This is a genomic window from Dyella agri, from assembly GCF_044904705.1.
Classification (GTDB): Bacteria; Pseudomonadota; Gammaproteobacteria; order Xanthomonadales; family Rhodanobacteraceae; genus Rhodanobacter_A; species Rhodanobacter_A agri.
Map to the genome: position 1 here is coordinate 688,312 of NZ_JADIKL010000002.1, position 25,556 is coordinate 713,867.

Genomic DNA, 25,556 nt, shown 5'->3' on the forward strand with positions numbered 1-25,556 from the left:
TGAACCGGCTAATCGTCCTGGCTGATGCGTTGGCGGCGATGCCGCCACCACAGCCACAGCACGCACAGCAGCGCGAGGCCGAGCAGCAGCCACATGCTGTTCTGGCCGCGCTGCATCCACTTCATCAGCCACACGTGGTTGTCGGCGCCGAAATAGCCCAGGTACACCCACACCGGCACGCTGATCAGCGCGGCGATCGCATCGATCAGCAGGAAGCGCAGCAACGACACCCGCCGCGTGGCGCCGGCGGAGAGGTAGATGGTGGTGCGCATGCCGGGCAGGAAGCGGGCGACGAACAGCACGCGGTTGCCGTAGCGCGCGAACTTGTGCTGCACCACCTCGAAGCGCTCCGGCGGAAGCAGGCGGGCGATCCAGCGCCATTTCAGCATGGCGTTGCCGTAACGGCGGCCGAGCAGGAACACGGTGGCGTCGCCTAGCAGCACACCGATCATGCACATCGCGAACATCGCGTGCACGTTGGCGTAGCCCAGTCCCGCGATCACGCCGCCGGCGACCAGGGTGACGTCCTCCGGCAGCGGCAGGCCGAGGCCGCAGATCGTCAGCGCGATCCACACCGCGACGTAGCCGTTCTCGGCGAAGATCGTGATCAGTCGTTCAAGCAGGTCCATTGCTGTCTTTTAGATGAAAAACGTGACGCAGGCCATTCTTGCGGCGGCGAGGTGACTCGTGGTTGCGCAAGGGTCGTGGTCACTGGCGGCCCAGAAGCGGACTGATGCGTATCGAAAGAATATCGCGCAGTTCGGATTTCTCCTCCTCGCTCAGCATGCTCCTGTCCTTGGACATCAGCTCGGCCTTGCGCTGCACGATGGCCTCGCGCTCCAGCTTGGCCAGCGCATCGAGGAACTCGGTGCGCTGCATCTCCGGTTCGCCCGGGACGAGGGCGGCCATCAGCTTTTGCAGCGAGGGATACTCCGGGCGTTCGGCGAAATGCTCCACCAGCATGGCCGGGTTGATGCCGGGGCGGCTGCGTGCGATGTCGAGCAGTTCGGCGAGCAAGCCCACGCCGGGCTTGTCCAGGCGCTGGAAGCGGTAAGGCTTCTCCACCTGGTCGGCCACGCCGGGTTGGGCCAGCAGCAGGGCGATCGCGCTGCGTACCAGCGAGCGTTGCGCGGCCACCGGGCGCTGCACCGCGCGATGCGCGGCGGGATCGGCTTGCAGCCGCGCGCTGGCGCCGCTGCGCTTTTCCAGTTCCTGCGCCATCAGGTCGCGGAACGCGCCGTCGGGCAGCCGCGCGATCAGCGGCCGCGCGCGTTCGGCGAGGCGGGCGCGGCCATCGAGGCTGGCCATGTCCACGTCGCGCGCCAGTTCGTCGAAAAAGTAGTCGGACAGCGGCGTGGCATGCTTCAGGCGCTGCTCGAAGCCGTCCCTGCCTTCCTTGCGCACCAAGGTGTCCGGGTCCTCGCCATCGGGCAGGAACAGGAAGTAGGCCTGCCGTCCGTCGCGCAGCCGTGGCAGCGCGGCGTCCAGCGCTTTCCACGCGGCGGCGCGGCCGGCACGGTCGCCGTCGAAACAGAACACCACGTCGGGTGCGGCGCGGAACAGCAGTTCGGTGTGCTCGGGCGTGGTCGCGGTACCCAGCGTGGCTACCGCGATCGGCAGGCCGGCCTGGTGCAGCGCGATCACGTCCATGTAGCCCTCGACCACCACGATGCGCTGCAGGTTCGCGTTGGCCTGCTTCACCTGCCACAGCGCGAACAGCTCGCGGCCCTTGTGGAACAGCGGCGTTTCGGGGGAGTTGAGGTACTTGGGCGACTGCTCCGAGCTCAGCACTCGCCCGCCGAACGCGATAACGCGCCCGCGGCGGTCGAGGATGGGGAACATCAGCCGTTCGCGGAAGCGGTCGTACTTGCTGCCGCGCTCGCCGGTGGAGACCATGCCTGCCTCGCCGAGCAGTTCCATCCGCCGCGGGCTGTTGCCCAGCGCCTTGGTCACGCCGTCGTAGCCGGCCGGTGCCCAGCCGAGGCGAAAGCGCGCGATGGTGTCGGCGTCCAGTCCGCGCTTCCTGCAATAGGCCTGCGCCTCGGTGTTTTTCGGCAGCTGCCCCTGGTACCAGCCTGCGCAGGCGTCGAGCAGGGCGTAGAGGTCAGTCTTGTCCTCGCGCGGGCGATCGTCGCGGCCACCTTCGCGCGGCACGGTGAGGCCCACCGACTGCGCCAGCTCCTCCACGGCGTCGGGGAATTCCAGCCGCTCGTAGTCCATCAGGAATTTGATCGCGCTGCCGTGCGCGCCGCAGCCGAAGCAATGAAAGAACTGCTTGGCGGGGCTGACGTAAAACGAGGGCGTGCGTTCGTCGTGGAACGGGCAGCATGCCGTCCACTCGCGTCCCGCTTTCTTGAGCGGCACGCGCCGCTCGATCACGTCGACGATGTCGACGCGGGCGAGCAGTTCGTCGATGAAGCTGTCGGGGATCAGGCCGCGCATAGGCCCCGTAGTTTAGAGGGTCGATCCCCCACGGGGGCGAACCGGCCAGGTACGGGTGGCGATGCGGCCAATCCGCGGGTCCTCGCCTGGCCGCGCCCTTGCTGCTGGCTAGCATGCAGCAGGCCCAGGCGGGGAAGGTGATGGCAGACAGTCCGGCAGTGCAGTTTCGGGTAGCCACCGCGCAGGACGCGGGGGCCGTGGTGCCGTTGATCTACAGCTCCGGCCCGGCGGCGTTCGACTACGTTTTCGCGCTGCCCGGACACGGCGACGCGCAGTCCTTCCTGCACCGCGCCTTTGTCGATGGCGCCGGCGAGTTCGGCTGGCGCAATCACGTGGTGGGCGAATGCGAGGGCGTGGTGGTGGCAACGGGCGCAGGCTACGGTGGCGAGACGCCGCTGGCGTTCACGCTGGCCGCGGCGCGGCAGATCCTTGCGCACTATGGCCTGCGCCGTGCGCCAGGGGTGATCGCACGCGGGCTGCGGGTGGAGCAGGTGATCCCGCCACCTGCCCGCGGCATGCACTACCTCGCGCACCTGGGGGTATCGCCGGCCCTGCGTGGGCAGGGCATCGGGCAGGCCTTGATCGACGAGCTGGTCCGGCGTGGCCTACAGCAAGGGCGACGACGCATGGTGCTGGACGTGGCCGCGAGCAACCCGCGGGCGCAGGCCTTGTACGAGCGGCTGGGCTTCGAGGTGACAGGCGAGCGGCATTCCGCGCTGGCCAATGCGCAGGGCGCGGTACCGGATCACCGGCGGATGGAACGGGTGCTCGGGTAAACAGGGTGCGGCACTTTCTCCACCCCCTGCCGGAGAGGGGCTGCCGGACTCGCCATGCCGAGGTGAATCCAGGGGTCATGGATCGGCGGGCGTCAAAGGATGCGGAACACCCCGATCACGGCCAGCACGGCGATCAGGAACAGGATCAGGAAGATCGCGAACAGGAACCTGGCGATGGTGGCGGCCACGCCGGAAATGCCGCGGAAACCGAGCATGCCGGTGACCAGCGAGATGATGGCGAAGATGATGGCCCATCGGAGCATGCGTTACTCCTGCGGCCGACGATGGCCGCATGCGAGGGAAGAGAGCCGCGGGTCGGGGGTATCCGCGGCACCTTGCTTGTAACGGCGCGCTCGTGAACGCAATGCATGTGGCTTGCGCCAGGCCGGCGCCATCGGCAAGCTGCCGCGGCACCGGATTCGGGAGAAAGCGATGCTGTTGACGGCGATGCTGATGCGCAGGCAGCGCGCGATCGTGCGTGCGTTCGAACAGGCCGGCGCGGTCACGGTGGACAGCGCGCGCAGCGTCGAGCAGCTGGGCTTGCCGGTGGGCATGGCCTGGCAGCAGTTGGCCAGCCTCGCCGTGCTGCGCAGCCCTGCCTCGGGGCGCTGGTTCCTGGATCGGCCGAACTGGCAGCGTCTGTGCCGGCGCCGGCTCAGGTTGGCCGGTGCCGTCGCGGCCGCCTTGCTGTTGGTCCTGCTGTTCGCCTGGTCGATGCGCTGGCGTTAGCCCGCCAGCTTCGCCTTGATGCGCGTCGAGACCTGGGCCATGTCGGCGCGGCCGGCAGCCTTTTCCTTTACCGCGGCCATCACCTTGCCCATGTCGCGCGGCGAGCTGGCGCCGGTGCCGGCGATGGCGGCATCGATCAGCGCGTCCAGCTCGGCTTCGTCGAGCTGGGCGGGCAGGTAGGCCTCGATCACCGTCATCTCGGCGCGCTCGACGTCGGCCAGGTCCTCGCGGCCGGCGCCGGCGTATTGGCTTACCGAGTCGCGGCGCTGCTTGAGCATCTTTTCCAGCACGGCCAGGGTCTGGGCGTCGTCCAGCTCGATCCGCTCGTCCACCTCGCGCTGCTTGACCGCGGCCAGGATCAGCCGGATCACGCCGAGGCGGTGCTTGTCGCCGCCGCGCATGGCGGTCTTCATGTCGTCGGTGATCTGCTGTTTGAGCGTCATGGCAGGTGTTCCGGATGGCGGAAAGGGGATTTTACGGAAACGACAAGGCCGGCGTTGCCTTGCGGCAACACCGGCCAGTCGAATTCCGGATGCGCGCGGTGGCTGCGAATGTCCGCGCCGACCGCGTTTCCTGCAGGTGCGGCGCAGGGCGCCGCCGTCCGCCAGAGAGGCGGAGCCAGGGAAACTCAGTACAGCCGGGTCTTGCGCGAGACGTCGCGCGACAGGCGGCGCAGGTGACGCTTCACCGCGGCGGCACGCTTGCGCTTGCGCTCCTGGGTCGGCTTCTCGTAGAACTCGCGCTTGCGCGTTTCGGCGAGGACACCGGCCTTCTCGCAGGTACGCTTGAAACGGCGCAGAGCAATCTCGAACGGCTCGTTCTCGCGGACTTTGACGTTGGGCATGGAAACTCCGAGTGTTAATCTGTCCCGCTTCCGGGACTGTTGAATACGGCGAGCCGCGAAGTATACCGTGTCTGACGACAGATTTTCAAAGCCGAATCCAGAGGCCGACAGCCGCCTGCCCGTGACGGGCAAGCCGGTGCTGGGCATCGAATCCTCCTGCGACGAGACCGGCGTGGCGATCCTGCGCTGGCAGCCGGAGGCGCCGGGCCGCGGTCTGCTGGCCCATGCCCTGTACAGCCAGGTCAAGCTGCATGCCGACTACGGCGGGGTGGTGCCGGAGCTGGCCAGCCGCGACCACGTGCGCAAACTGCTGCCGCTGGTGCGCGAAGCGCTGGCCGAGGCCGGCCTGCAGCCCGCCGACCTGGGCGGGGTGGCGTATACCGCCGGCCCCGGCCTGGTCGGCGCCCTGCTGGTGGGGGCGGCGGCGGGCCGGGCGCTGGCCTGGGCGCTGGGCGTGCCGGCGATCGGGGTGCACCACATGGAGGGCCACCTGCTGGCGCCGCTGCTGGAGGACGACCCGCCGGAGCCGCCGTTCGTGGCCCTGCTGGTGTCCGGCGGGCATTCGCTGCTGGTCGAGGTGAAGGCGATCGGCGAGTACCGCATCCTGGGCGACACCTTGGACGATGCTGCCGGCGAAGCCTTCGACAAGACCGCCAAGCTGATGGGCCTGCCGTATCCCGGCGGCCCCGCTCTGGCGAAGCTGGCCGAACAGGGCCGGCCCGGCGTATTCCGTTTCTCGCGGCCGATGACCGACCGGCCCGGGCTGGATTTCAGCTTCTCCGGCCTCAAGACCCAGGTGCTGCTGGCCTGGCAGCACTCGGACAAGAGCGAGCAGACCCGCGCCGACATCGCCCGTGGCTTCGAGGAGGCGATCGTCGACACCTTGCTGATCAAGTGCCGCCGTGCGCTGCAGGCCACCGACACCCACCGGCTGGTGATCGCCGGCGGCGTCGGCGCCAACCGCCGCCTGCGCGCGGAACTCGCCGCAGCGGGCGAAAAGGATGGCTTCCGTACCTATTTCCCGCGTCTGGCGTTCTGTACCGACAATGGCGCGATGATCGCGCTGGCCGGCGCGATCCGCCTTGCCGGCGGGCAGCATCAGGGCGAGGCGGTCGAGGTGCGCCCGCGCTGGAATCTGGAAGACTTGCCTGCGGCGTGATGTTCTCGTCGTAGGAGCGCACCCCTGTGCGCGATGCTTTCCGTTACGTGACGAAGAGCCATCGCGCACAGGGTGCGCTCCTACGGGAGGCTGCGGCTCACCACTGCGTGCGGCCGGGCAGCAGGCCTTTCAGTTCCGCATCGGTGAGGTTGCGCCACTGGCCCGGCTTCAGGTGGCCGAGCTTCACGTTGACGACGCGCACGCGGCGCAGCTGGGTCACGCGGTAGTCGAACGCGGCCGCCATCAGGCGGATCTGCCGGTTCAGGCCCTGGGTGAGCACGATGGCGAAGCCGAACTTGGCGATCTTGCGCGTGCGGCAGGGCTTGGTCATCTGGCCGTGCACGCGCACGCCGCGCGCCATGCCGGCGAGGAATTCCTCGGTGACCGGCTTGTTCACCGCCACCAGGTATTCCTTCTCGTGGTTGTTCTCCGCGCGCAGGATCTCGTTGACGATGTCGCCGTTGCTGGTGAGCAGGATCAGTCCTTCCGAATCCTTGTCCAGCCGGCCGATCGGGAAGATGCGCTGCGGGTGGTCGACGAAGCTGACGATGTTGCCGTCCACGCTCTGATCGGTGGTGCAGGTGATGCCCACTGGCTTGTTCAGCGCGATGTAGACCGCCTTCTTCGCGGCCGGCGTGGTGGCGAGGATGCGTGCTTTGACGACTTCGCCGTCCACGCGCACCTCGTCGCCCTCCAGCGCCTTGGCGCCGGTGCCGACGACTTCGCCGTTGATGGTGACACGCCCGGCGATCAGCCATTCGTCGGCTTCGCGGCGCGAGCACAGGCCGGCTTCGCTGATGTATTTGTTGACGCGCATCTTACGAACGCAAGCCGACGCCGCGCTTGAGCAGCTGCAGCCCGAACGCGGCGAGCGCGACCACGAAGCCCAGCATCACCGCGAACGCCACGCCCACGTGCACGTCGCTGATGCCGAGCACGCCGTAGCGGAAGGCGTTGACCATGTACAGGATGGGATTGATCCGCGAGATCGCCTGCCACGGCTCGCCCAGCATCTGGATCGAATAGAACACGCCGCCCAGGTAGGTGAGCGGGGTGAGCACGAAGGTGGGTACCAGGGCGATGTCGTCGAACTTCTTCGCGTACACCGCGTTGACGAAGCCGGCCAGCGAGAAGATCACCGAGCCCAGCAGCACCGAAGCGAAGGTGATCAGCGGGTGCTGCACGTGCAGCGAGGTGAAGAACAGCGCGATGCCCAGTACCAGCACGCCCACGGCGAGGCCGCGCACCACCGCGCCGGTCACGTAGCCGGTGAGGATCACCCAGTTCGGCATCGGCGACACCAGCATTTCCTCCACCGCGCGGCTGAACTTGGCGCCGAAGAAGGAGCTGGAGATGTTGCCGTAGCTGTTGGTGATGATGCTCATCATCACCAGGCCAGGCACGATGTACTGCATGTAGGTGTAGCCGCCCTGGATGGTGCCGATGCGGCTACCGATCAGCTTGCCGAAGATCACGAAGTACAGCGTCATGGTGATCGCGGGCGGGATCAGCGTCTGCGTCCAGATGCGCAGGATGCGCACGATTTCGCGGCGCACGATGGTGTTGAGGGCGACCAGGTTGGCGGCGGCGTTGCTCATGCGGCCTGCTCCTGGCCGTTGCGGCCCTGTTCCACCAGCCGCACGAACAGCTCCTCCAGCCGGTTGGTCTTGTTGCGCATCGAGGTCACCGTGATGCCGCGCGCGGTAAGTGCCGCGAACAGCGAGTTGAGGTCGTGGGTGCGCGCCATCTCCGCTTCCAGCGTGTGCTCGTCCACGCGGCGCAGCGCTACGCCGGGCAGCGCGGGCAGGCCATCCGGCGCGTGCGCCACGTCGAGCACGAAGGTCTCCACGTCGAGCTTGGCCAGCAGCTGCTTCATCGTGGTGTTCTCCACGATGGTGCCGTGGTCGATGATCGCGATGTTGCGGCACAGCTGCTCGGCTTCCTCCAGGTAGTGCGTGGTGAGGATCACCGTGGTGCCGGCCGCGTTGATGCCGCTGATGAACTGCCACATCGAGCGGCGGATTTCGATGTCTACGCCCGCGGTGGGCTCGTCGAGGATCAGCAGCTTCGGCTCGTTCATCATCGCGCGGGCGATCATCAGGCGCCGCTTCATGCCGCCGGACAGCATGCGCGCCTGGTGCTGTGCCTTGTCCCACAGGCGCAGCTCCTTCAGGTACTTCTCCGCGCGCTCGGCGGCGATCCGCCGCGGAATGCCGTAGAAGCCCGCCTCGTTGACGCAGATGTCGAACGGCTTCTCGAACTGGTTGAAGTTGATCTCCTGGGGCACCAGGCCGATCAGCTTCATCGCCTCGTTGCGCTGGCGGTTCACCGAGACGCCGAACACCTGTGCGTCGCCGCCGCTGGAGTTCACCAGGGAGGACAGGATGCCGATCAGGGTGGATTTGCCGGCGCCGTTGGGGCCGAGCAGGGCGAAGAAGTCGCCGGGCTGGACGGTCAGCGAGACGCCTTTGAGGGCCTCCACGCCGTTGCCGTAGGTTTTGCGCAAATTGTCGACGACGAGCGCGGGAACAAGGCTCATGGGCTGCACCGGAGTGGGCTAGCCTTTTATTATAGCGGGCCAACTTCCGCCGCCCGGTGCCACCGGGTACACGCACTGTTTCCCGGAACCCCTTCATGGCCGACCATTTCCAGCTACGCCTCGTCGACAGCCGCATGCTGGCGCCCACCGTGCGCCATCTCGCGTTCGAACGCGTCGACGGCCAGCCGCTGGCCTTCGTGCCCGGGCAGTTCCTGCAGATCCATTTCCACTACGACGACGGCACGCCCACCAAGCGCAGCTATTCGGTGGCCACCGTGGGCGATGGCAGCGCGCCGGGCGTGTCGATTGAAGCCGGACGCGTCGAGATCGCGGTGAGCTACGTGGACGGCGGTGCGGCCACCAAGCTGCTGGGCGAACTGCCGATCGGCGGCATCATCGACGCCAGCGGCCCCTACGGCCGCTTCTGCCTGCAGGCCGGCGACGTCCATCCGCGCTACCTGCTGCTCGCCACCGGCACCGGTGTCACCCCCTACCGCGCGATGCTGCCGCAGATCGAACAGCTGCTGGCGAAGGGCGGCCGCGAGGTGGTGCTGCTGTACGGCGCCCGCAACGAGACCGAGCTGCTCTACGGCGAGGAGTTCGAGGCCTTCGCCCAGACCCATCCTGGTTTCACCTTCCATGGCTGCCTCAGCCGCCAGCCGCGCGCTGTGCCGCGCGCCGGCGATCGCAGCGGCCATGTGCAGGGCATGCTGGCCGAGCTGGCCCCCCACGAGGGCCGCGACATCGCCTACCTCTGTGGCAACCCCAACATGGTCGACGCAGCCTTCGCCGCGCTGAAGGAATGCGGCCTGCCGGTGCCGCAGATCCGGCGCGAGAAGTACATCTCGTCGCGTTGACCCTTGTCGCATGGCGCGTCCGGGGTTCCCGGATGAACGGAAGCTGGCCGGCCCGAGCCGTTGGGCTCAGGTTTGTTATCGCGCAGTCGATAAAACCCGCGTGGGCACAGACGCCCCCTTTACTGCCAACTCACTGATCCGCGTACGCAGGTCGATCTCTTTCTGGAGTGTGATGAACATCACATTTCAGGAAGTGTGCCCGGCGCACACCATCAAGTCCCTATGGGAGGTGCCGACAGCCCTCCCAAGGTGCGCGATTTCTCGTGTGCCGGGCGAGGTGGATCATGAACGGTCGTTGCCGCTGGATGGTCGGTTCGCTTGTCGCGCTGGCGATGTCGAGCGCGTGGGCGGGTAGTGGTGGGCGGATCAGCTTCTCCGGCGCGGTGCTGGAGCCCACTTGCGCTGCCGACACGGTACCGGTCGACCCGGCCGGTCCGCTGCCGCTCCAGGCCGCGCAGGCACCCCGTCGCCTGGTGTGCGGGCAGACCGCGGCCGATGCAGGCCGAAGCTATTCGCGCAGCGTGCAAACCATCGACGCGGCGAGTGCCGCCAATGAACGCCTGCTCGGCTACTTAGCCAGCTACGCGCCTGTCGGACCCGATGGCAAGCCGGCGACCGGCTTGATCGTGCGCACCTACGATTGAGGGCGGGACCGGACGGTACGGTCCGACGTGTTGCCGAACGATTGTCCGGCACAGCGGGTGAGTCGCGCGATTACTGATAGGTCAGCGTGTAGGTGGCCGTGGCACTGACTTGGCCGACGGCCACGTTGCTAGTGGAGGTTTGGTAATAGCGCGCGAAGAAGGGCAGGCTCATCGTGCCATTCTGGGTGGGACCCTCGGAGATGGCCGTGCCGAATTTGACAGGGCTGACGCCGTCCTGCTGGAGGATCTGCACACCCACGTTGGTGGCGTACCCGGTGCCGGTGGTGTTGTTGATCACGCCAAGGTTATTGCTGTAGCTGCTGGTCGTGCTCAAGGTGATCCGGAGATTGGCGCCGGCGACGCAGTTCAATTGCACCTGGAACGGTTGTTGGCCTGCGGTGGAGTTCTTGCCGCTGAAAGCCGTGACGGGCACTGCGGAGAGCGTCACCACGGTGGGGTCGATCGCTGGGGTGCAGGTGGGGATGACGAAGTTGATGTTGGTGATCTTGAAAATCTCGACAGGATTCGTGCCGTTCGTCATGTCGACATTCCACTGCGCGAGCTGTCCGGCAGGAATGGTCATTTGCTGCGTGCTGCCCTGTTGACCCTGGGGGATGGGTCCGGTCACCACCAGCTGCAAGGCAGAAGCCACGCTGAAACCGATAAATCCCGCCGGTACGGACGCATTGTTCGGATAGGACGACAAAGGGTTGGACGTATCCGGATGCAGAATCCGGAAAGACAGCCATGAAAGATTGGTTGGATAGAGGGTCGCGTCGCCACCCGTCGGCGGGCCATAGGCACTCACGATGCCATTGTTGGTGGTGCCCGAGCAGTTGAGGCTGGGATAATTTGCGGGGGTGGCCTGCGACGATGTCCACAGGATGGTGCCCACGGCCACGCCGGTGCTCGACAAGGTGATCTGGCCACCGGGTGGCGAAAACGTCACGGTGCCGGGATTGTTGGTGCTGGAGCAAGTGGCATGGGCGTGGCCAGACAGGGCCAGCGCAACCAGCGCCAGCAGAAATACCAACCACTGCGCATATCTGGCGTGTGGCCGTGCCTGAGCTGGGACGGCAGCGGTTGCCGTCAGTCGTCCAGCCGCAGGGCAGAATGCCTGATGCGAGAGTGGCGTGCCGACGGTTGCCTTGCGGGTCATGCTCCACCCTCTTTCTGCGGCTGCGCCGCGGTATCGCGCGCGACGCAGGTGGCCTGGATCTGCTGGTACGCTGCCGCGGCCTTGCCGGAACCAGGCAGCGCGTATGGGAAGGCGCAGGCATGCGCCACGCCTTGCTCATCATCCCACTGGACGCTGAGCTCGCCGCTCGACCCTACGCCACGCAACAGCGTCAGACCGGCCTGTCCGACCACGCCCAGCGCTTCGTTCTTGGCGTTGAATACCTGGGCGCCAAACGGGGCCGGCGTGCCATCGGACAGGCGGATGCGCGCAATCAGCGGGTGACCGGACTTGCTCTTGAAATCCACCATCACCACGGCGCCGGCATACGGTGCCACCTGGGCGCTGGTGGCGTCCATCTGCACCCCTAGTGGCAGGCCTTGCGGGTCGATCTGGATGGTGTCGAGCTGGTAAGGGGTGAGGTACGGCACCAGCGCATAGCCGGCGTGGTCGACGCTGAGGCCAGGCGCGCTGAGGATGTGCGCGCCCGCGGCACCGGGCGCGTGCACGATGGCGACGGTGTCGCCGGTCGACTGGCCAAAGGTGATGCCGCCCGCGTGGATGGCCACCGCGCCGTTGGCGCCGACGGATGCCTGCGAGTAGCCGCTGCCGTTGCCCACGCTGGCGTTGAACGTGGCGTAAGGGCTGTTGTAGCCGGCGTTCACGCTGTAGGCGTTGCCGATGCCGTTGCCGCCGTGCGAGGCGGTGGCGCCGTAGGTGAACTGGTTCCACTGGCCCAGCGTGCCGTTGAGGGTGGCCTGTTCCTGCGTGCCGCCGCTGGTGTCGTGATCGAGATTGAACGAGATGCTCGGCGTATGCGCGGAGTGGCCCAGCGGCAGGCTGGCGTTGAAGGAAATCTGGTTGTCGTAGCCGCCCAGCGCCATGCGCCCGCGGCTGACCGAGACGCCATAGGTCAGGCGCTTGAAATGGTTGTTGTAGCCCACCTGGAACTGGGTGTCGTTGCCGCCGCGGTTCCAGTAGTTGTTGATCGTGGCGTTGGCGTACAGCGAGCCGCCGCTCTGGCCGAGCTGCTGGCTGAGCGTCAGGGTGAAACGGTTGCGCTGCTGCAGCAGGCCGCGGGCGGTATAGAGACTGTTGCTGTTGTAAACGGTGCCGCTCAGCGCGGCGAGCTGGGCCGGCGTAAGCAGGCTCTGCACGGGCAGGCCGTCGATCGTCTGCACGTTCGACGACTGGTATTGCAGCGCATCCATGCCGTGGTTGGCGTAGTAGCGCGCGGTTTCGGCGTCGCTCAAGCTCAGGAAGCCGCTGGTGGAGTAACGGTCGGCGGCGACGCTCAGCGACGTATTGGTTTCCGGGATGATCTTGCTGTAGCTGATGCGGAAGCTCTGCCCGTCGTAGGTGCCATGGCCGGGAATGCTTGCGTGGGCCTGCGTGATGTCCAGCGCCAGCGCGCCGAAGCGCGTGTTGAACGCGCCACCGACCAGCGCCGCGGCGTAGCCTTCCGAACCCTGCACGCCGGCGTAGCCGGTGAGGCGGTTGGTGAAGCCGTGCTGCACCGTGGCCTGGACCACGTTGGGCCGATCCTGCAAGGTGGTATCGCGCAGCTGGCCGGCGGCGATGTCAAAACGGGTGACACCGGGGCGCAACGATTGCGCCACCGAAGCGTAGGGCACGGCGATGCTGTGCTGGCGGCCGTCGGCCTCCGTCACGTTGACGATCAAGTCGCCGCCGTAGCCGGTGGGGTAGAGATCGTCGATCACGAACGGACCGGGAGCGACGGTGGTCTGGTAGATCTGCACGCCGTTCTGGGTCACCGTGACCTTGGCGTTGGTGTAGGCCACGCCACGTACCACCGGCGCGTAGCCGCGCAGCGACTGCGGCAGCATGCGGTCGTCGGTGCCCAGCTGCACGCCGCGCAGGGCGTAGCTGTCGAATACGGCGCCGTCGGTGTAGCTGTCGCCCACGCTCAGTTCGGCGCCCAGCCCGGGCAGCGCGCGCTGCACATAGGTATCGATGTTGTGCCAGTGGCGCTGGGTCGGCAGGCCGGTGCCCGACTGCAGCGTGGCAGTGCTGTCCTGCCGGAACTGCCAAAGGCCTATGTTGAGGCCGGCACGCAGGCCCAGGTAGGTGCTGGCCTGGTCTTGCCCGCCGCTGGTGGTGCGGTAGCTGTTGAGGTTGTAGTTGAGCAGGAACGCCGGCACGCCCGCATCCCACGAGGACGGGTTGACCCAGCCGCGCGGGCGCTGGTTCATGTAAATCTGCGGCACGCTGGCATCCATGCGCAGGGAGGGCATGTCGAAAGACAGCGTGGCGCCGGGGATCAAGTCGCCGAGACTCACGCAGTCGGACGGGGACGACAGCTTCGCAGCCGCCTCGGCGCCGGTCTTGGGAGGTACCAGGCCCAGGCGGTCGAGCAGCTCGGTGCTGACGCACGGTACGGCGTTGGCGTCCTTGGACGGTGCGCTGAAGCGCACATCCATGCGTCCCACCCAGCGTTGATTGAGATAGACGTCGAGGTTGTAGATGCCCGACAGCACCGGGTTTCCGTGTTCGAAGCGCGAGAGATCCGTGGTGCCGCGCCCGGCTCCCGCCAGCATGCTGCGATCGAAGTTGGCGAAGCCGCCTCCGGCGCTGGCGTCGGGCGATGCATCCACGGCGCTGGCCGCCCGCGCAGGACGCGGGCAGCTCGCGATAGCAGCCAGCGCCAGGCCACACGCCACCGCGAGCGCGGCATGGCGCCCGATCGGGTGGTGGTGCGTGGCGCGGCGCAAGGTCATGGCGCCACGGTGCCCTTGTGAACGTCGGTCGCGCCGAAGTCGTTGATGGTGGCAAAGGTGATGGGCGTGCCCGCGGCCGGCGCCTTCGCCAGGCCCTTCAGCGGCACGCGCAGGTCGCCGAACGGCGCGATCATGCCGGTGGCGCCATCGATCGGCTTGCCGTCAGCGCTGAACGACAGCGAGCTGATCGTGAGGTAGTACGGGGTCGGGTTGTGCGCTACCAGCGCCGCACCCGCGCCGTCGGCAGCCTTGAAGCTCAGCTTGTCGGGCGCCTGTATCGCGTTGCCCGGCAGGTTGGCCGGGCGATAGAAAAGCTTCAGCCGCGAACGGATCGCGAACTGCAGGTAGTTGCGGCCGGCGTACTGCGGGCCGCTGGGCTTGGGCGGGACTTCCAGCACGTTCAGCCAGAACAGCGACTCGCGGTCGGCCGGCAGCGGCTGGGAACCCTGGGTATAGATGATCCGCAGGCTCTGGTCCTTGTGCGCATCCATGCGGAACAGCGGCGGCGTGATCAGGAATGGCGTGCTGACGCTGTCCGGCGTCGATTTCGGGTCGCCCGTGTCGATCCATGCTTCGACCAGTGCGGGATTGTCGCTCGGATTGGACAGGCGCACGGTGTCCTCGCCCTGCTGGGCGGAAAACACGACGCGGGTGCCGCCGATGACGACACTGGCATGGGCTGGCGGCATCGCCAGGCACAAAGCGATCGAAGCCGCGCCAAGTGCACGGGTCAGGATCTTCATGGGTATCTCTTGCGAGGGGGGAAAGGGGTGCAGCAGGCTGCCGCATTCCTGCGAATACGGCAGCCTGCCTGCATGACCCTTAGTTGTAGGTCAGCGTGAAGGCGACCGACGCGGTCACCGTGCCGGCGGTGACGGCCGTGGTGGTCGGCTGGTAGTACTGCGCCTGGTAGCTGAGCGTGGCGGCGCCGGAGCCATTGATGGTGGCGCTGACCGGGTTGGGGTTCGTGTTGAGGTTGATGGCGGTGCCCGAACCGTTGGTCATCTGGACTTCCACATTGGAGAAGCCCGCGCCGGAGGTGTTCTGGATGGCGCCGGTGGTCGCATCGACGTTGGCATTGCCGCTGAACGACGCGCCGACCACGACACCCGACGGCGTCGTCGGGCAGCCGGTGAGGTTCAGCGAAAAGGGCGTCAGGCCGGCAGTGGAGCCCTGCGCGGTGAAGACGGTCTTGACCACGTCCGGCAAGGTGACGGTGACGACACCGCCGGATGCGTTGCTGACGGTGCAGGTCGAGGACAGGACCTTGCCGTTGAAGGTGATGGTGCCGTCGGCTGCGCGGGCAGCCTGCGGAGCGAGCGCTGCCACGCCGAAACCGGCGATCAGAGCAGCGGTGAGAACAGTCTTGATCATGCGTATTTCCTTTCGGAGTTGGGTGCTAACGGATTCGACGCGCTGTGGACAAAGTGGCCGCACTCCTGCGCCACCTCCGACTTCAGCCTTGCGCGCGGCTGGTCGACGGGGGTGTCAGCAATCTCTATGCCAAACAGTGCGTGCGGGTACGGCCGACGGCTTCTTGGCGCCGGGGCAAGGGTCAAGCCCTTGGCTGAACGTGAATCTTCCCCCGTCACTGCAGGCCGCAGTGACAAATTATGGCAGGCAAAAGTGCGAACTGCGTCACTCATTTAGCGTGATACTCGCATCAAAAGACGCGCAAGTTATTGCGATTGTGTTAATCGCACTCGACGTGTAAAGCGTGCTTGACATGCGCGCCGGGCACTTCGTATGCTCCACTTGTCAAGGTTGCTTGACATACGAAGGGGAGCGTCATGCACAAGATTCACTGGTTCCGCAGGCTCGCGGGATGGTCACTGCTCATCGCCGGGCTTGCTGGCGCGTTGCCGGCATTGGGGATGCCCGCGAACGGCCAGGTCGGCACGCTGAAATTCGAGCGCCATGGCGACCATGGCCACGCGGTAATCCTGATTCCCGGCCTGGAGGGCGGCCCGTGGGTGTGGAAGGACACCATCGCGCAGCTGGAAAAGAACCATGTGGTCTATGCCGTGACGCTGGCGGGGTTCGACGGCATGCCTGCGCCGGCCCGCAAGACCGGGCTGATGGACCAGGCCGACGCCTCGCTGCTGGCGCTGATCGAACAGCAGCACATCGACAAACCCGTGCTGGTAGGCCACAGCCTAGGCGGTACGTTGTCGCTGCGCTTCGCGGGTGAGCATGCGTCGCTGATCGCGGGCGCGGTGGCGGTGGACGGCCTGCCGGTCTTCCCGGGCATGGACCGGGTGGATGCAACCCAGCGGCAGGCGATCGCCGAGCGCGCCGGCGCACAGATGGCGGCGATGACGCCGGCGCAGTTCCAGGCGGCGGCACTGGGCTACATGCAGAACGTCGGCGTGATCGATCCGAAGCTGGCGGAGCACTACGCGCCGCTGAACGCGCGCAGCGACGTCGCAGCGAGTGCCGCATACGCGGCGGAGGACATGGCGGCCGACCATCGCCCGCTGCTCAAGCAGGCGAACGTGCCGATCCTGGAGATCTCGCCGTACTACGCGCCGGACTTCAGCAAGCCGCCGTTGCAGCTCAGCGAGGCGCAGAAAGCCGCGTATTACAAGGGGCTGCTGGCGAACGCACCACAGGCGAAAGTGGTATCGATCGCCCCCGCGCGACATTTCGTGATGCTCGACCAGCCCGTGAAATTCCAGCAGGTGCTGGGCGATTTCCTCAAAGAGCTCTGAGGCCGAAACGATCATGGCGATGAATCCCGTCCAGCGCCGCTACATGCGCGAATTCTGGCCACCGATGCTGGCCTACATCCTGATCATGCTGCTGGTGTGGCCCCTGGTCGACCACGTGCAGAGCCTTTGGGGGCGTACCGCGCTGGCGCTGCTGCCGATCCTGCCGGTGCTGCTGGTGACGCGTGCGATGGTGCGCCTCGTGATGGGCAGCGACGAGCTGGAGCAGCGCATGAACCTGATCGGCCTGGCCATCGCAGGCACGGCAGTGGGCACGCTGTGCCTTGCCGGCGGCTTCCTGGTCGCCGCCAAGGTGATCCGGCTGGATGGCACGGCGCTGATCTGGGTATGGCCGGCGATGGTGGTGCTGCATGCACTGGGCCGCGGCTGGGCCGCACGTCGTTATGGCGGCGATTGGACCATGGCCTGCAGCAACGATGGCCTGGCGCGGCATTGGCAGTTGTGGGCCTGCGCGGCGTCGTTCGGGCTGATCCTGCTGCTGGGCTGGGGCGCGTTCAGCGACTGGCAGCGTGGCCTGCTCAGCGGTCTCACGGCGTCGCTGGCGATCGGCGCATTGCTGCTGCAGATCTTCCGCGGCCGCAAGCCGGAGGATGGGGCATGAGCTGGCGCGGCGTGACGGAAGCCATGGGGCGCCATGCAAACGCTGGCCGGATGAGGCACGACGAGGTACTGGCGGGGGCGGGCGTGGTGGTGCTGTACGCCGACGCGCGACGCTGGGCGAGCCGGCGTTTCGCATGAACAACCGCGTGCGTGAACTGCGTGGCGAGCGGGGCTGGTCGCAGGCGGATCTCGCCGAGCGGCTGGAGGTGTCGCGGCAGACGGTCAATGCGATCGAGACCGGCAAGTACGACCCCAGCCTGCCGCTGGCATTCAAGATCGCGAAACTGTTTGGACATCCGATCGAATCCATCTTCGAGCCAGGAAGCGATACATGAGCATGAACCCAAGGAAACGCATGGCCGTCATCGTGGCCGTGGCTACCGCGATCTTCGCTGCCAACCACGCTGCGCGGCGACCGCAGCCCGGGCATGAGGAAACGGCCCCGCCGCAGAGCGCGCCTTCGGCACAAACGACGGTGAAACCCGCGCCGCCGCGCACCTGGAAGCTCGGCTCGCTCACCCTGACCGCCTGCAATCTGGGCCAGCCGAACAGCGGCCTGAGTGCCGCGGCGTGGTGCGGCTCGCTGGCGGTGCCGGAGAACCGCGCCGAGCCGCAAGGCCGGAAGATCACGTTGAAGCTGGCGGTGCTGCGTTCGAGCGCGCAGGTCGCGAGCCCGGACATGCTGGCCTTCCTCGCCGGCGGACCGGGGCAGGCGGCCAGCGACTACGCCGGCGCCATCGCCATGATGCTGGAGCCATTGCGCGCACACCGCGACGTCCTGCTGCTCGACCAACGCGGTACCGGCGGTTCCAACGCACTGGACTGCAAGGTCGACGGCAAGAGCGCGACGGACGAAGACACCGGCTTCGATCCCGCCAAACTGCGCGCCGATGCGGCGGCCTGCCTGAAGCAGGTGGAAGTACATGCCGATCCGCGCTACTACACCACCAGCGACGCAGTGCAGGATCTGGAGGACGTGCGCCGTGCACTGGGCGTCCCCGAGTTCGACCTGGTCGGCGTTTCCTATGGCACCCGGGTGGCGCAGCAATACCTCGGACGCTACCCCGATGCGGTGCGCAGCGTGGTGCTGGACAGCACGGTGCCGAACAGCGCGGTGCTGGGCGAGGATTTCGCGCGCAACCTCGACGAGGCGTTGAAGGCACAGTTCGCACGCTGCGACGCCGATGCCGCCTGCAAGCAGCGTTTTGGCAGCCCATACCAGACGCTGGTGCAGCTGCGCGACGCGCTGCGGGCAAACCCGCATCCGGTCAGCTTCCGCGATCCGGAGACCTACCAGACCGTGCAGCGCGTGCTGAGCGACGACGCGCTCGTCAGCGTGGTGCGCATGTTCGCCTACACGCCGCCCACCGCTGCACTGCTGCCGCTGTCGATCGATGCGGCCGCACATGGCGACGTGGGTCCGCTGCTGGGCCAAGCCAAGCTCCTCACCGTGGACATGGCCGATCTTGCCGGCAGCGGCATGTCCTATTCGGTGATGTGCAGCGAGGATGCCGACCTGCTGACCGCGCGCCCGCAGGACGCGGACACCTTGCTCGGCACGCATATGATCGATGCCTACAAGGCGATCTGTTCGGTCTGGCCGAAGGGTGCCCGCCCGGCGGATTTCCACCAGCCGCTCAAGACCGCCAAGCCGGTGCTGCTGCTGGCCGGCCAGTACGACCCGGTGACGCCACCGCGTTACGCCGAAGAGGTGGCGAAGCCCCTTGCGAACGCGCGCGTGCTGCTGTTCAAGGGCCAGGGCCACAGCGTACTGGCGGCGGGATGCGGGCCGCAGCTGGTGCAGCACTTCGTCGAACACCCCGACCCCAAGGCGCTGGATGCGAGTTGCCTCGACCGCCTGCAGCCGACGCCGTTCTTCATCGACTTCAACGGAGCCACGCCATGAGAAAGCCTTACGTGTTGGCGAACGCCCTGCTGTGGGCCGCGGCCATGCTCGCTGCCGCCGTGCTCAGGGCGCCCGTGTTCCTCACCATTGTCCTGCTGCCGATGCTGGCCACGCTGTCGACGCTCGCGGCCGGTCGGGACGCCTGCCTCAACCGGAGTGAGCTCTCGTGATCGAAGTCAGGGACTTGCATAAAGCATTCGGCACCGTGAAGGCGGTCGACGGCGTCGGCTTCACCGCGCGCGACGGCGAGATCACCGGCCTGCTCGGCCCCAACGGTGCCGGCAAGACCACCACGCTGCGCATGCTCTACACGCTGATGGCGCCGGACCGCGGCCAGGTGCTGGTGGACGGCATCGATGCCGCGGCCGATCCGCTGGCGGTGCGGCGCACGCTCGGTGTGCTGCCGGACGCACGCGGCCTGTACAAGCGGCTTACCGCGCGCGAGAACATCGAGTACTTCGCGCGTCTGCAAGGCCTCGACGAGGCCGCATTGCACGCACGCCGCGAGGCGCTGGTCGACGCGCTGGAGATGCGCGACATCCTCGACCGCCGCACCGAGGGGTTCTCGCAAGGCCAGCGAGTAAAGACCGCGATCGCCCGTGCGTTGATCCACGATCCGCGCAACGTGATCCTGGACGAACCCACCAACGGCCTCGACGTGATGGCCACGCGCGGCCTGCGCCGTTTCATGCAGCAGTTGAAAGGGGAGGGCCGCTGCGTGCTGTTCTCCAGCCACATCATGCAAGAGGTGGCGGCGCTGTGCGATCGCATCGTGGTGATCGCGCATGGCCGCGTGGTGGCCGACGAAACGCCGGACGCGCTGCGCGCGCAGACCGGGGAGACCAATCTGGAGGATGCCTTCGTGAAGATCATCGGCAGTGAGGAGGGCCTCGCCGCATGAATGCCACCACCTCGAAAACGCGCCGCGCCGGCGCCGCGCTCACCGTGTTCCTGAAGGAGGTGCGCGAGAATCTGCGCGACCGCCGCACCCTGATGAGCGCCTTCCTCACCGGCCCGCTGCTGGGCCCGCTGCTGTTCGTGATGCTGGTCAACGTGCAGGTGAACCGCGAGCTGGACAAGGCCGACCAGCCGCTGCACGTGCCGGTGATCGGTGCGCAGTACGCTCCGAACCTGGTCGACGCGCTGAAGCAGGGCGGCATCGTGCCCGACGCGCCGGTGGCCGATCCCGGCAAGGCCGTATACAAACAGGACGCCGACGTGGTGCTGCGCATCGCCGCCGACTACGGCAAGGCCTGGCGCAAGGGCGAGCCGGTGCAGGTGGAGATGTTCTACGACTCCTCGCGACGGGACACTGGCAGCGCGGTGGACCGGGTAAGCCAGCTGGTAGAGACCTATGCCCGCCAGCAGGGCGCGATGCGGCTGGTGGCGCGCGGCCTGTCGCCGGGCACGGCCTGGCCGGTGCAGGTGGCCAAGCGCGACCAGGCGACGCCGCAGTCGCGCGCGGTGCTGCTGTTCGCGATGCTGCCGTACTTCTTCGTGATCACCTTGTTCATGGGCGGCATGTACCTGGCGATCGATCTCACCGCGGGCGAACGCGAGCGGCAATCGCTGGAACCCCTGTTCGCCAACCCGGTGGCGCGCTGGAAGATCCTGCTCGGCAAGCTCGCGGCGATCTGCGCGTTCTCGCTGACCAGCCTCGCGATCACCTTGCTGGCGTTCGCCCTGGTGGGCCGCCTCATCCCCGCCGAGAAGCTGGGCATGGAACTGGATCTCGGCTGGCACTTCGGCGGCCACGTGCTACTGATGATGCTGCCGCTGGTGATGCTGCTGGCCGCGCTGCAGACCATGGTGGCGGCTTTCGCCAAGAGCTACCGCGAGGCGCAGACTTACATCTCGCTGCTGATGATGGTGCCGTTGATCCCCAGCGCCCTGCTGGCCTTCCTGCCGATCAAGGCGCAGGCGTGGATGTACGCGGTGCCGCTGCTGGGTCAGAACCTCGGCATCATGCAGCAGCTGCGTGGCGACGGCGTCAGCGGCGAACAGCTGTTGCTGTGCCTCGCCGGCACGCTGGCAGCGGCGCTGGTCGCGGTGGCGGTCACGGCGCAGCTGTACCGCTCTGAGAAGCTGGCGATCTCGAGCTGACCTTGCCGCAGGAGCGCACCTTGTGCGCGATGACCCTGGTGTTTTATCGAAGCCGGAGGCATTCGCGCACAGGGTGCGCTCCTATGAGGCAGACGTTGCGTGGCGCAGCAGCCATGCGGCGACCGCCTGCGGATGTTCCAGCTGCAAGTGGTGGCCGCCTGCCATGTGCTCGACGGCTATGCGCGGCACGCAGGCGGCACGCGCCTGCATCATCGCCGCGGGCAGGTAGGGCGTGGTGGGTTGCGACAGCAGCAGGGCGGTAGGTGCCTCTATGCCGGCGAGCAGGGCATGAATCTGCGTTTCGGCCAGCCGGATCGCGGTGGAGCGGACGAGGCGCGGGTCGCTACGCCATTGCCAGCCGCCGTCGGTCTCGCGCAGCCCGCGCTCCACGATGGGGCGCGCCAGTTCCGCGCGCAGGCCGCTGGCGATCGTGCGGGCGCTGGTCGCCTGGTCGATGTCGCGGAACACGCGCAGTGCCTTGCCGTCCGCCGGCGGCTTGGCCAGCGCGTCGCGATAACGCTGCAGCGTGTGTGTGCCATCGTCGGCCAGCGGACCCAGCCCTTCGATCAGCCACAGCCGTTCGATCCGCGCGGGCGCTGCAGCGGCCACCAGCGAGGCGATGCCGCCACCCAGCGAATGGCCGAGCAGGCTGCAGCGCGGCAGTTCCAGTGCATCGAGCGCGGCCAGCGCAGCGCGCACCTGGTCGAGGAAGTGGTAGCTGACGCCCGCGGGCAGGCGGTCGGAATGGCCGTGGCCGGGCAGTTCCAGTGCGATCACGCGGTAATGCGGCGCCAGCAGCGGCGCCAGCGCGGAGAAGCTGGCGGCGTTGTCCAGCCAGCCGTGCAGGGCGACCAGCGGCGGCGCGGATGGCTCGCCCCATTCCAGCGCGGCCAGCCCGAGATGGGGCAGTGCGATGTGCCGTTCGCGCGGCGCGTTCACGTTGCGGACCCCGGCCAGCCGCGGAGGTGGCGCCGAACCAAGGCGGCGAGTCCGCGCACCTGCGCCGCGCTGTCGTTGAGTGCAGGGATGTAGCGCAGCGATTCGCCGCCGGCGGTGGCGAAGAAGTCGCGGTTCTGCATCGCGATCTCCTCCAGCGTCTCCAGGCAATCCACCGCGAAGCCGGGACAGGCCACGTCGAGCCGTTTCACGCCTTCGCCGGCGAGGCGGCGCACGGTGGCGTCGGTATACGGCGACAACCAGGTCTCGCGCCCTACCCGCGACTGGAAACTGACCAGACATTGCGTCTCGTCCAGGCCGAGCCGCGCGCGCAGCAGGCGCGCGGTGGCATGGCATTGGTCGGCGTACGGATCGCCCAGGCGCACGTAACGCTCGGGGATGCCGTGGAAGGAGAGCAGCAGCTTGTCGCCGCGGCCATGTTCGTCCCACCAGCGCTCGATGCTCGCGGCGAGTGCCTCGATGTGGCCGGGATCGTCGTGGTAGTCGTTGACGAAGCGCAGCTCCGGCGGCCAGCGCAGTGTCTTCATCGCATCGGCCACCGCATCGATCACCGATCCGGTGGAAGTGGCCGAATACTGCGGATACAGCGGCAACACAAGCAGGCGGCGCATGCCTTCGCGCGTGAGCTGCGCGATCGTCGACGCCACCGCCGGTTCGCCGTAGCGCATGGCCAGCACCACGCGGGCGTCTTCGCCCAGTACCGTCTGCAGTGCGCGGGCCAGCGCCTCGCTGTGCCAGCGCAGCGGGGAACCTTGGGCGGTCCAGATACGTCCATAGGCGTGTGCGGAACGTTTCGGGCGCACGCGCAGGATCACGCCATGCAGGATCGGCCACCACTTCCAGCGTGGGTAGTCGATCACCCGCGGATCGGACAGGAACTCAGCCAGGTAAGGCCGCAGCGCCCCCGCGGTGGGTGCGGCGGGCGTGCCCAGGTTGACCAGCAGCACGGCTGTCTGAACGGATGCCGCCGCGGCAGGGATGGAAAGGCCGGTGGGGCCGGTATAGTGATCGTGGCTGGGCATCGCGGCGCTGGCGGAAGAGCTGCCATGAGTCTGCCACAAGCGCGCCGTGTCTCGTCCGCGCGCCCTTCCTTTCATCGACGGAGCTGCCCATGTTCAAGACATCTCTGCATCGCCTGCTGCTGGTCGGCGCGGCCCTGTTGTTGCCGATCGCCAGCGTGCACGCCGACGACGACACCCCGCAGGCGCGCGCGCAGAGCGCGGTGCGCGTGCTCAACGAAATCGAGCAGGCGCCGGACAAGGCCATTCCCAGCGATCTGCTCAAGGACGCGCGGGCGATCGCGGTGATTCCCGACGTGCTGAAGGTCGGCTTCGTGTTCGGCGGCCGCCGCGGCGAGGGGCTGGTCTCGGTGAAGAGCCCGGACGGCACCTGGTCCAATCCCAGCTTCATCTCCTTCGGCGGCGGCAGCGTGGGCTTCCAGATCGGCGTGTCGTCCACCGACGTGATCCTGGTGTTCCGCACCCAGCGCGGCGTGGACTCGATCGTCAACGGCAAATTCACCGTCGGCGCCGACGCCTCGGCCGCGGCCGGCCCGGTCGGCCGCACCGCCTCGGCCGCCACCGACCAGCAGCTGAAGGCGGAGATCTACTCCTACTCGCGCGCGCGCGGCCTGTTCGCCGGCGTGGCGCTGGACGGCTCGGTGCTGAAGATCGACCAGGACGCCAATGCGGCGGTGTATGGTCAGGGCATCACCCCGCGGCGGATCTTCGAGGGTGGTGTGAACAACGTGCCGCCGGCGGTGGTGAAGTTCCGCGATGCGCTGGAGGAGTACACTTCCAAGTGATCGCCGTGTGCGAAGATCGGCGAGTCGCGGGCGGAGCCGTTTCCGCCCCGGGTCGTCTCGAGGGACATCATGGGTTTTGACAGCATCTGGCATTGGCTTCTTCTTCTGGTCATCGTGCTGCTGATCTTCGGTACCAAGAAGATCGGCAACATCGGCTCCGACCTCGGCAACGCCGTGCGCGGCTTCAAGAAGGCCATGCACGGCGAGGACGACGAGAAGGCGAAGGAGTCGCAGCAGACGAAAGAGCAGCTGCGCGCCGATCCGCCGGCGGCCTCGTCGGCGAACGCCAGCACGCAGGACCAGCGCGACTCGCACGAGTCGAAGTAAGAGCGGGTTCGGAGTCCCGGGGCATGATTGAGATCAGCTTCGGCAAGCTGGTGCTGCTCGCGCTCGTCGCGCTGATCGTGCTCGGCCCCGAAAAACTGCCCGGTGCGGCCCGTACCGCGGGCGCCCTCATGCGCCGCGTGCGCAATGGCTGGGACAGCGTGCGCGCCGAAGTGGAGCGCGAACTGGAAGTGGAAGAGATCAAGCGTGCCGCCCGCGAGGCCGCCGCACGCGCCGAGGCCGTGCAGGCGGAGTTCAAGAGCGCCACCCAGAGCGCTGCCCAGGAAGTGAGCCAGCCGGTCGAGGAAGCGGTGTCGACGCTCAAGGCCGCGGCGACACCGGAGCCGACTGCGCCTCCGGCTGCGGACAGCAGGCCCGAGACGCAGCAGGAGCTGCCGCCGGGCGAGCCATCTGCGACGCCGGCAACCAAGGAGTCCGTGCATGGCGGCCGTTGAACCCGAGGAATCCGGCGACGACCTGCAGCAAGGCCTGTTCTCGCACCTGCTCGAGCTGCGCTCGCGCCTGCTCAAGGCGATCGCCACCGTGCTGCTGGTGCTGGTGGCGCTGGTGCCGTTCGCGAACAAGCTCTACTCGGAACTGGCCGCGCCGCTGGTGGCGCGCCTGCCGCAGGGTGCGCACCTGATCGCCACCGAGGTGGCCAGCCCGTTCATCACACCGCTGAAGCTGGCGTTCTACGCGGCGCTGTTCATCAGCATGCCGGTGGTCCTGTACCAGCTGTGGGCCTTCGTGAGCCCGGGCCTGTACCGGCACGAGAAGCGTCTCGCGCGGCCCTTGCTGGTCGCCGCGCTGGCGTTGTTCTACTGCGGCTGTGCGTTCGCGTATTTCCTGGTGCTGCCGGCGGCGTTCCGCTTCCTCACCGCGGTGACGCCAGCGGGTGTGGAGATGATGACCGACATCACGCATTACCTCGACTTCGTGATGCTGATGTTCTTCGCGTTCGGCCTGTGCTTCGAGGTGCCGGTGGCGGTGGTGATCCTCGCCGCGGTGGGCATCGTGGACATCGCCAAGCTGCGCAACGCGCGGCGCTACGCCATCGTGGGCGCGTTCGCGGTAGCCGCGATCATCACCCCGCCCGACATCACCTCGATGATCATGCTGGCGATACCGATGTGCCTGCTGTACGAGCTGGGCATCCTGGCAGTGCGCTGGCTATTGCCGAAGAAAGCGACGGATTGAGCCGTGCAGGAGCGCATGGCGCGCTCCTGCA

The 25,556-nt window shown here is 67.4% G+C and carries 30 protein-coding genes; 16 read left to right on the plus strand and 14 right to left on the minus strand.

The window, feature by feature from the left end:
- Positions 1–8: 8 nt before the first annotated feature.
- Both ISP14_RS05535 and dnaG read right to left on the minus strand, forming a co-directional pair.
- A complete protein-coding gene (locus ISP14_RS05535; RefSeq protein WP_404536924.1) occupies positions 9–629 on the minus strand; it encodes a DedA family protein in 621 nt (206 codons plus the stop codon).
- Positions 630–708: 79 nt separating this feature from the next.
- On the minus strand, positions 709–2,442 hold the full coding sequence (dnaG, locus tag ISP14_RS05540; RefSeq protein WP_404536926.1) for a DNA primase: 1,734 nt from the start codon (positions 2,440–2,442) through the stop codon (positions 709–711).
- A 140-nt stretch (positions 2,443–2,582) separates the two neighbouring features.
- Between dnaG and ISP14_RS05545 the strand changes: the two genes are divergently transcribed.
- Positions 2,583–3,218: a GNAT family N-acetyltransferase gene (locus ISP14_RS05545; protein WP_404536929.1), complete on the plus strand. Its 636-nt coding sequence runs from the start codon at positions 2,583–2,585 to the stop codon at positions 3,216–3,218.
- A 92-nt stretch (positions 3,219–3,310) separates the two neighbouring features.
- Here the strand turns inward: ISP14_RS05545 and ISP14_RS05550 are convergent, their stop codons facing one another.
- The gene (locus tag ISP14_RS05550; protein WP_404536931.1) at positions 3,311–3,481 is read right to left on the minus strand and encodes a DUF1328 domain-containing protein; all 171 of its coding nucleotides are present in this window, start codon (positions 3,479–3,481) and stop codon (positions 3,311–3,313) included.
- A 169-nt stretch (positions 3,482–3,650) separates the two neighbouring features.
- Between ISP14_RS05550 and ISP14_RS05555 the strand changes: the two genes are divergently transcribed.
- Positions 3,651–3,947: a hypothetical protein gene (locus ISP14_RS05555; protein ID WP_404536933.1), complete on the plus strand. Its 297-nt coding sequence runs from the start codon at positions 3,651–3,653 to the stop codon at positions 3,945–3,947.
- On the opposite strand, the gene ISP14_RS05560 is transcribed toward ISP14_RS05555, so the two are convergent.
- Both ISP14_RS05560 and rpsU read right to left on the minus strand, forming a co-directional pair.
- A complete protein-coding gene (locus ISP14_RS05560) occupies positions 3,944–4,390 on the minus strand; it encodes a GatB/YqeY domain-containing protein (RefSeq protein WP_404536935.1) in 447 nt (148 codons plus the stop codon). The genes ISP14_RS05555 and ISP14_RS05560 overlap by 4 nt on opposite strands.
- 185 nt (positions 4,391–4,575) lie before the next feature.
- The gene (rpsU, locus tag ISP14_RS05565; protein WP_077483322.1) at positions 4,576–4,791 is read right to left on the minus strand and encodes a 30S ribosomal protein S21; all 216 of its coding nucleotides are present in this window, start codon (positions 4,789–4,791) and stop codon (positions 4,576–4,578) included.
- Between the two features lie 136 nt (positions 4,792–4,927).
- Here rpsU and tsaD point away from each other — a divergent pair, with 136 nt between their 5' ends.
- Entirely contained in the window at positions 4,928–5,950 is a 1,023-nt protein-coding gene (gene tsaD, locus ISP14_RS05570; RefSeq protein ID WP_404537139.1) for a tRNA (adenosine(37)-N6)-threonylcarbamoyltransferase complex transferase subunit TsaD, read from the plus strand.
- A 97-nt stretch (positions 5,951–6,047) separates the two neighbouring features.
- Here tsaD and ISP14_RS05575 read toward each other — a convergent pair whose 3' ends face one another.
- Genes ISP14_RS05575 through ISP14_RS05585 form a run of 3 tightly spaced genes read right to left on the minus strand, consistent with a single transcriptional unit; the run spans position 6,048 to position 8,489 of the window.
- The gene (locus ISP14_RS05575) at positions 6,048–6,767 is read right to left on the minus strand and encodes a pseudouridine synthase (RefSeq protein WP_404536938.1); all 720 of its coding nucleotides are present in this window, start codon (positions 6,765–6,767) and stop codon (positions 6,048–6,050) included.
- Between the two features lies 1 nt (position 6,768).
- Positions 6,769–7,548 (minus strand): ABC transporter permease, encoded by a 780-nt coding sequence (locus ISP14_RS05580; protein WP_404536940.1) that lies wholly within the window; start codon positions 7,546–7,548, stop codon positions 6,769–6,771.
- Positions 7,545–8,489 carry an ABC transporter ATP-binding protein gene (locus ISP14_RS05585; protein ID WP_404536942.1) on the minus strand — a complete coding sequence of 315 codons (945 nt, stop codon included), beginning with the start codon at positions 8,487–8,489 and terminating at the stop codon, positions 7,545–7,547. Before ISP14_RS05585 ends, ISP14_RS05580 begins: the two co-directional genes overlap by 4 nt.
- A 95-nt stretch (positions 8,490–8,584) precedes the next feature.
- Here ISP14_RS05585 and ISP14_RS05590 point away from each other — a divergent pair, with 95 nt between their 5' ends.
- Complete coding sequence (locus tag ISP14_RS05590) at positions 8,585–9,346, plus strand: ferredoxin--NADP reductase (RefSeq protein ID WP_404536945.1); 762 nt, start codon at positions 8,585–8,587, stop codon at positions 9,344–9,346.
- A 284-nt stretch (positions 9,347–9,630) separates the two neighbouring features.
- Positions 9,631–9,990: a hypothetical protein gene (locus ISP14_RS05595; RefSeq protein ID WP_404536947.1), complete on the plus strand. Its 360-nt coding sequence runs from the start codon at positions 9,631–9,633 to the stop codon at positions 9,988–9,990.
- A gap of 70 nt (positions 9,991–10,060) precedes the next feature.
- Here the strand turns inward: ISP14_RS05595 and ISP14_RS05600 are convergent, their stop codons facing one another.
- From ISP14_RS05600 to ISP14_RS05615, 4 genes are all read right to left on the minus strand, one after another.
- Positions 10,061–11,149, minus strand: a complete 1,089-nt coding sequence (locus tag ISP14_RS05600; RefSeq protein WP_404536950.1) for a fimbrial protein — start codon at positions 11,147–11,149, stop codon at positions 10,061–10,063.
- Entirely contained in the window at positions 11,146–13,905 is a 2,760-nt protein-coding gene (locus tag ISP14_RS05605; protein ID WP_404536953.1) for a fimbria/pilus outer membrane usher protein, read from the minus strand. The genes ISP14_RS05600 and ISP14_RS05605 overlap by 4 nt, the downstream gene beginning before the upstream one ends.
- Complete coding sequence (locus tag ISP14_RS05610; protein ID WP_404536955.1) at positions 13,902–14,648, minus strand: fimbrial biogenesis chaperone; 747 nt, start codon at positions 14,646–14,648, stop codon at positions 13,902–13,904. Before ISP14_RS05610 ends, ISP14_RS05605 begins: the two co-directional genes overlap by 4 nt.
- A gap of 79 nt (positions 14,649–14,727) precedes the next feature.
- Entirely contained in the window at positions 14,728–15,279 is a 552-nt protein-coding gene (locus tag ISP14_RS05615; protein WP_404536957.1) for a fimbrial protein, read from the minus strand.
- Positions 15,280–15,695: 416 nt separating this feature from the next.
- On the opposite strand from ISP14_RS05615, the gene ISP14_RS05620 reads away from it, so the two are divergent.
- The 7 genes from ISP14_RS05620 (at position 15,696) to ISP14_RS05650 (ending at position 21,243) form a co-directional block, all read left to right on the plus strand.
- Positions 15,696–16,616, plus strand: coding sequence for an alpha/beta fold hydrolase (locus ISP14_RS05620; RefSeq protein WP_404536960.1), 921 nt, complete (start codon positions 15,696–15,698; stop codon positions 16,614–16,616).
- A gap of 19 nt (positions 16,617–16,635) precedes the next feature.
- Positions 16,636–17,235, plus strand: a complete 600-nt coding sequence (locus ISP14_RS05625) for a hypothetical protein (RefSeq protein WP_404536963.1) — start codon at positions 16,636–16,638, stop codon at positions 17,233–17,235.
- A gap of 133 nt (positions 17,236–17,368) precedes the next feature.
- Positions 17,369–17,569 (plus strand): helix-turn-helix transcriptional regulator, encoded by a 201-nt coding sequence (locus ISP14_RS05630; RefSeq protein WP_404536968.1) that lies wholly within the window; start codon positions 17,369–17,371, stop codon positions 17,567–17,569.
- Positions 17,566–19,140 carry an alpha/beta hydrolase gene (locus tag ISP14_RS05635; protein WP_404536970.1) on the plus strand — a complete coding sequence of 525 codons (1,575 nt, stop codon included), beginning with the start codon at positions 17,566–17,568 and terminating at the stop codon, positions 19,138–19,140. Before ISP14_RS05630 ends, ISP14_RS05635 begins: the two co-directional genes overlap by 4 nt.
- Positions 19,137–19,310, plus strand: a complete 174-nt coding sequence (locus ISP14_RS05640) for a hypothetical protein (protein WP_404536972.1) — start codon at positions 19,137–19,139, stop codon at positions 19,308–19,310. The genes ISP14_RS05635 and ISP14_RS05640 overlap by 4 nt, the downstream gene beginning before the upstream one ends.
- Positions 19,307–20,041: an ABC transporter ATP-binding protein gene (locus tag ISP14_RS05645; protein WP_404536974.1), complete on the plus strand. Its 735-nt coding sequence runs from the start codon at positions 19,307–19,309 to the stop codon at positions 20,039–20,041. Before ISP14_RS05640 ends, ISP14_RS05645 begins: the two co-directional genes overlap by 4 nt.
- The gene (locus ISP14_RS05650; RefSeq protein WP_404536977.1) at positions 20,038–21,243 is read left to right on the plus strand and encodes an ABC transporter permease; all 1,206 of its coding nucleotides are present in this window, start codon (positions 20,038–20,040) and stop codon (positions 21,241–21,243) included. The genes ISP14_RS05645 and ISP14_RS05650 overlap by 4 nt, the downstream gene beginning before the upstream one ends.
- Before the next feature lie 81 nt (positions 21,244–21,324).
- On the opposite strand, the gene ISP14_RS05655 is transcribed toward ISP14_RS05650, so the two are convergent.
- Positions 21,325–22,182 (minus strand): alpha/beta fold hydrolase, encoded by an 858-nt coding sequence (locus ISP14_RS05655; protein WP_404536980.1) that lies wholly within the window; start codon positions 22,180–22,182, stop codon positions 21,325–21,327.
- Entirely contained in the window at positions 22,179–23,222 is a 1,044-nt protein-coding gene (gene hemH / locus ISP14_RS05660; RefSeq protein ID WP_404536985.1) for a ferrochelatase, read from the minus strand. Before hemH ends, ISP14_RS05655 begins: the two co-directional genes overlap by 4 nt.
- 89 nt (positions 23,223–23,311) lie before the next feature.
- On the opposite strand from hemH, the gene ISP14_RS05665 reads away from it, so the two are divergent.
- The 4 genes from ISP14_RS05665 (at position 23,312) to tatC (ending at position 25,525) form a co-directional block, all read left to right on the plus strand.
- On the plus strand, positions 23,312–24,004 hold the full coding sequence (locus ISP14_RS05665; protein ID WP_404536988.1) for a lipid-binding SYLF domain-containing protein: 693 nt from the start codon (positions 23,312–23,314) through the stop codon (positions 24,002–24,004).
- A gap of 69 nt (positions 24,005–24,073) precedes the next feature.
- The gene (gene tatA / locus ISP14_RS05670; RefSeq protein WP_404536991.1) at positions 24,074–24,331 is read left to right on the plus strand and encodes a Sec-independent protein translocase subunit TatA; all 258 of its coding nucleotides are present in this window, start codon (positions 24,074–24,076) and stop codon (positions 24,329–24,331) included.
- 23 nt (positions 24,332–24,354) lie between these two features.
- On the plus strand, positions 24,355–24,783 hold the full coding sequence (gene tatB, locus ISP14_RS05675) for a Sec-independent protein translocase protein TatB (RefSeq protein ID WP_404536994.1): 429 nt from the start codon (positions 24,355–24,357) through the stop codon (positions 24,781–24,783).
- Positions 24,770–25,525 (plus strand): twin-arginine translocase subunit TatC, encoded by a 756-nt coding sequence (gene tatC, locus ISP14_RS05680; RefSeq protein ID WP_404536996.1) that lies wholly within the window; start codon positions 24,770–24,772, stop codon positions 25,523–25,525. The genes tatB and tatC overlap by 14 nt, the downstream gene beginning before the upstream one ends.
- The last annotated feature ends 31 nt before the right edge of the window (positions 25,526–25,556 follow it).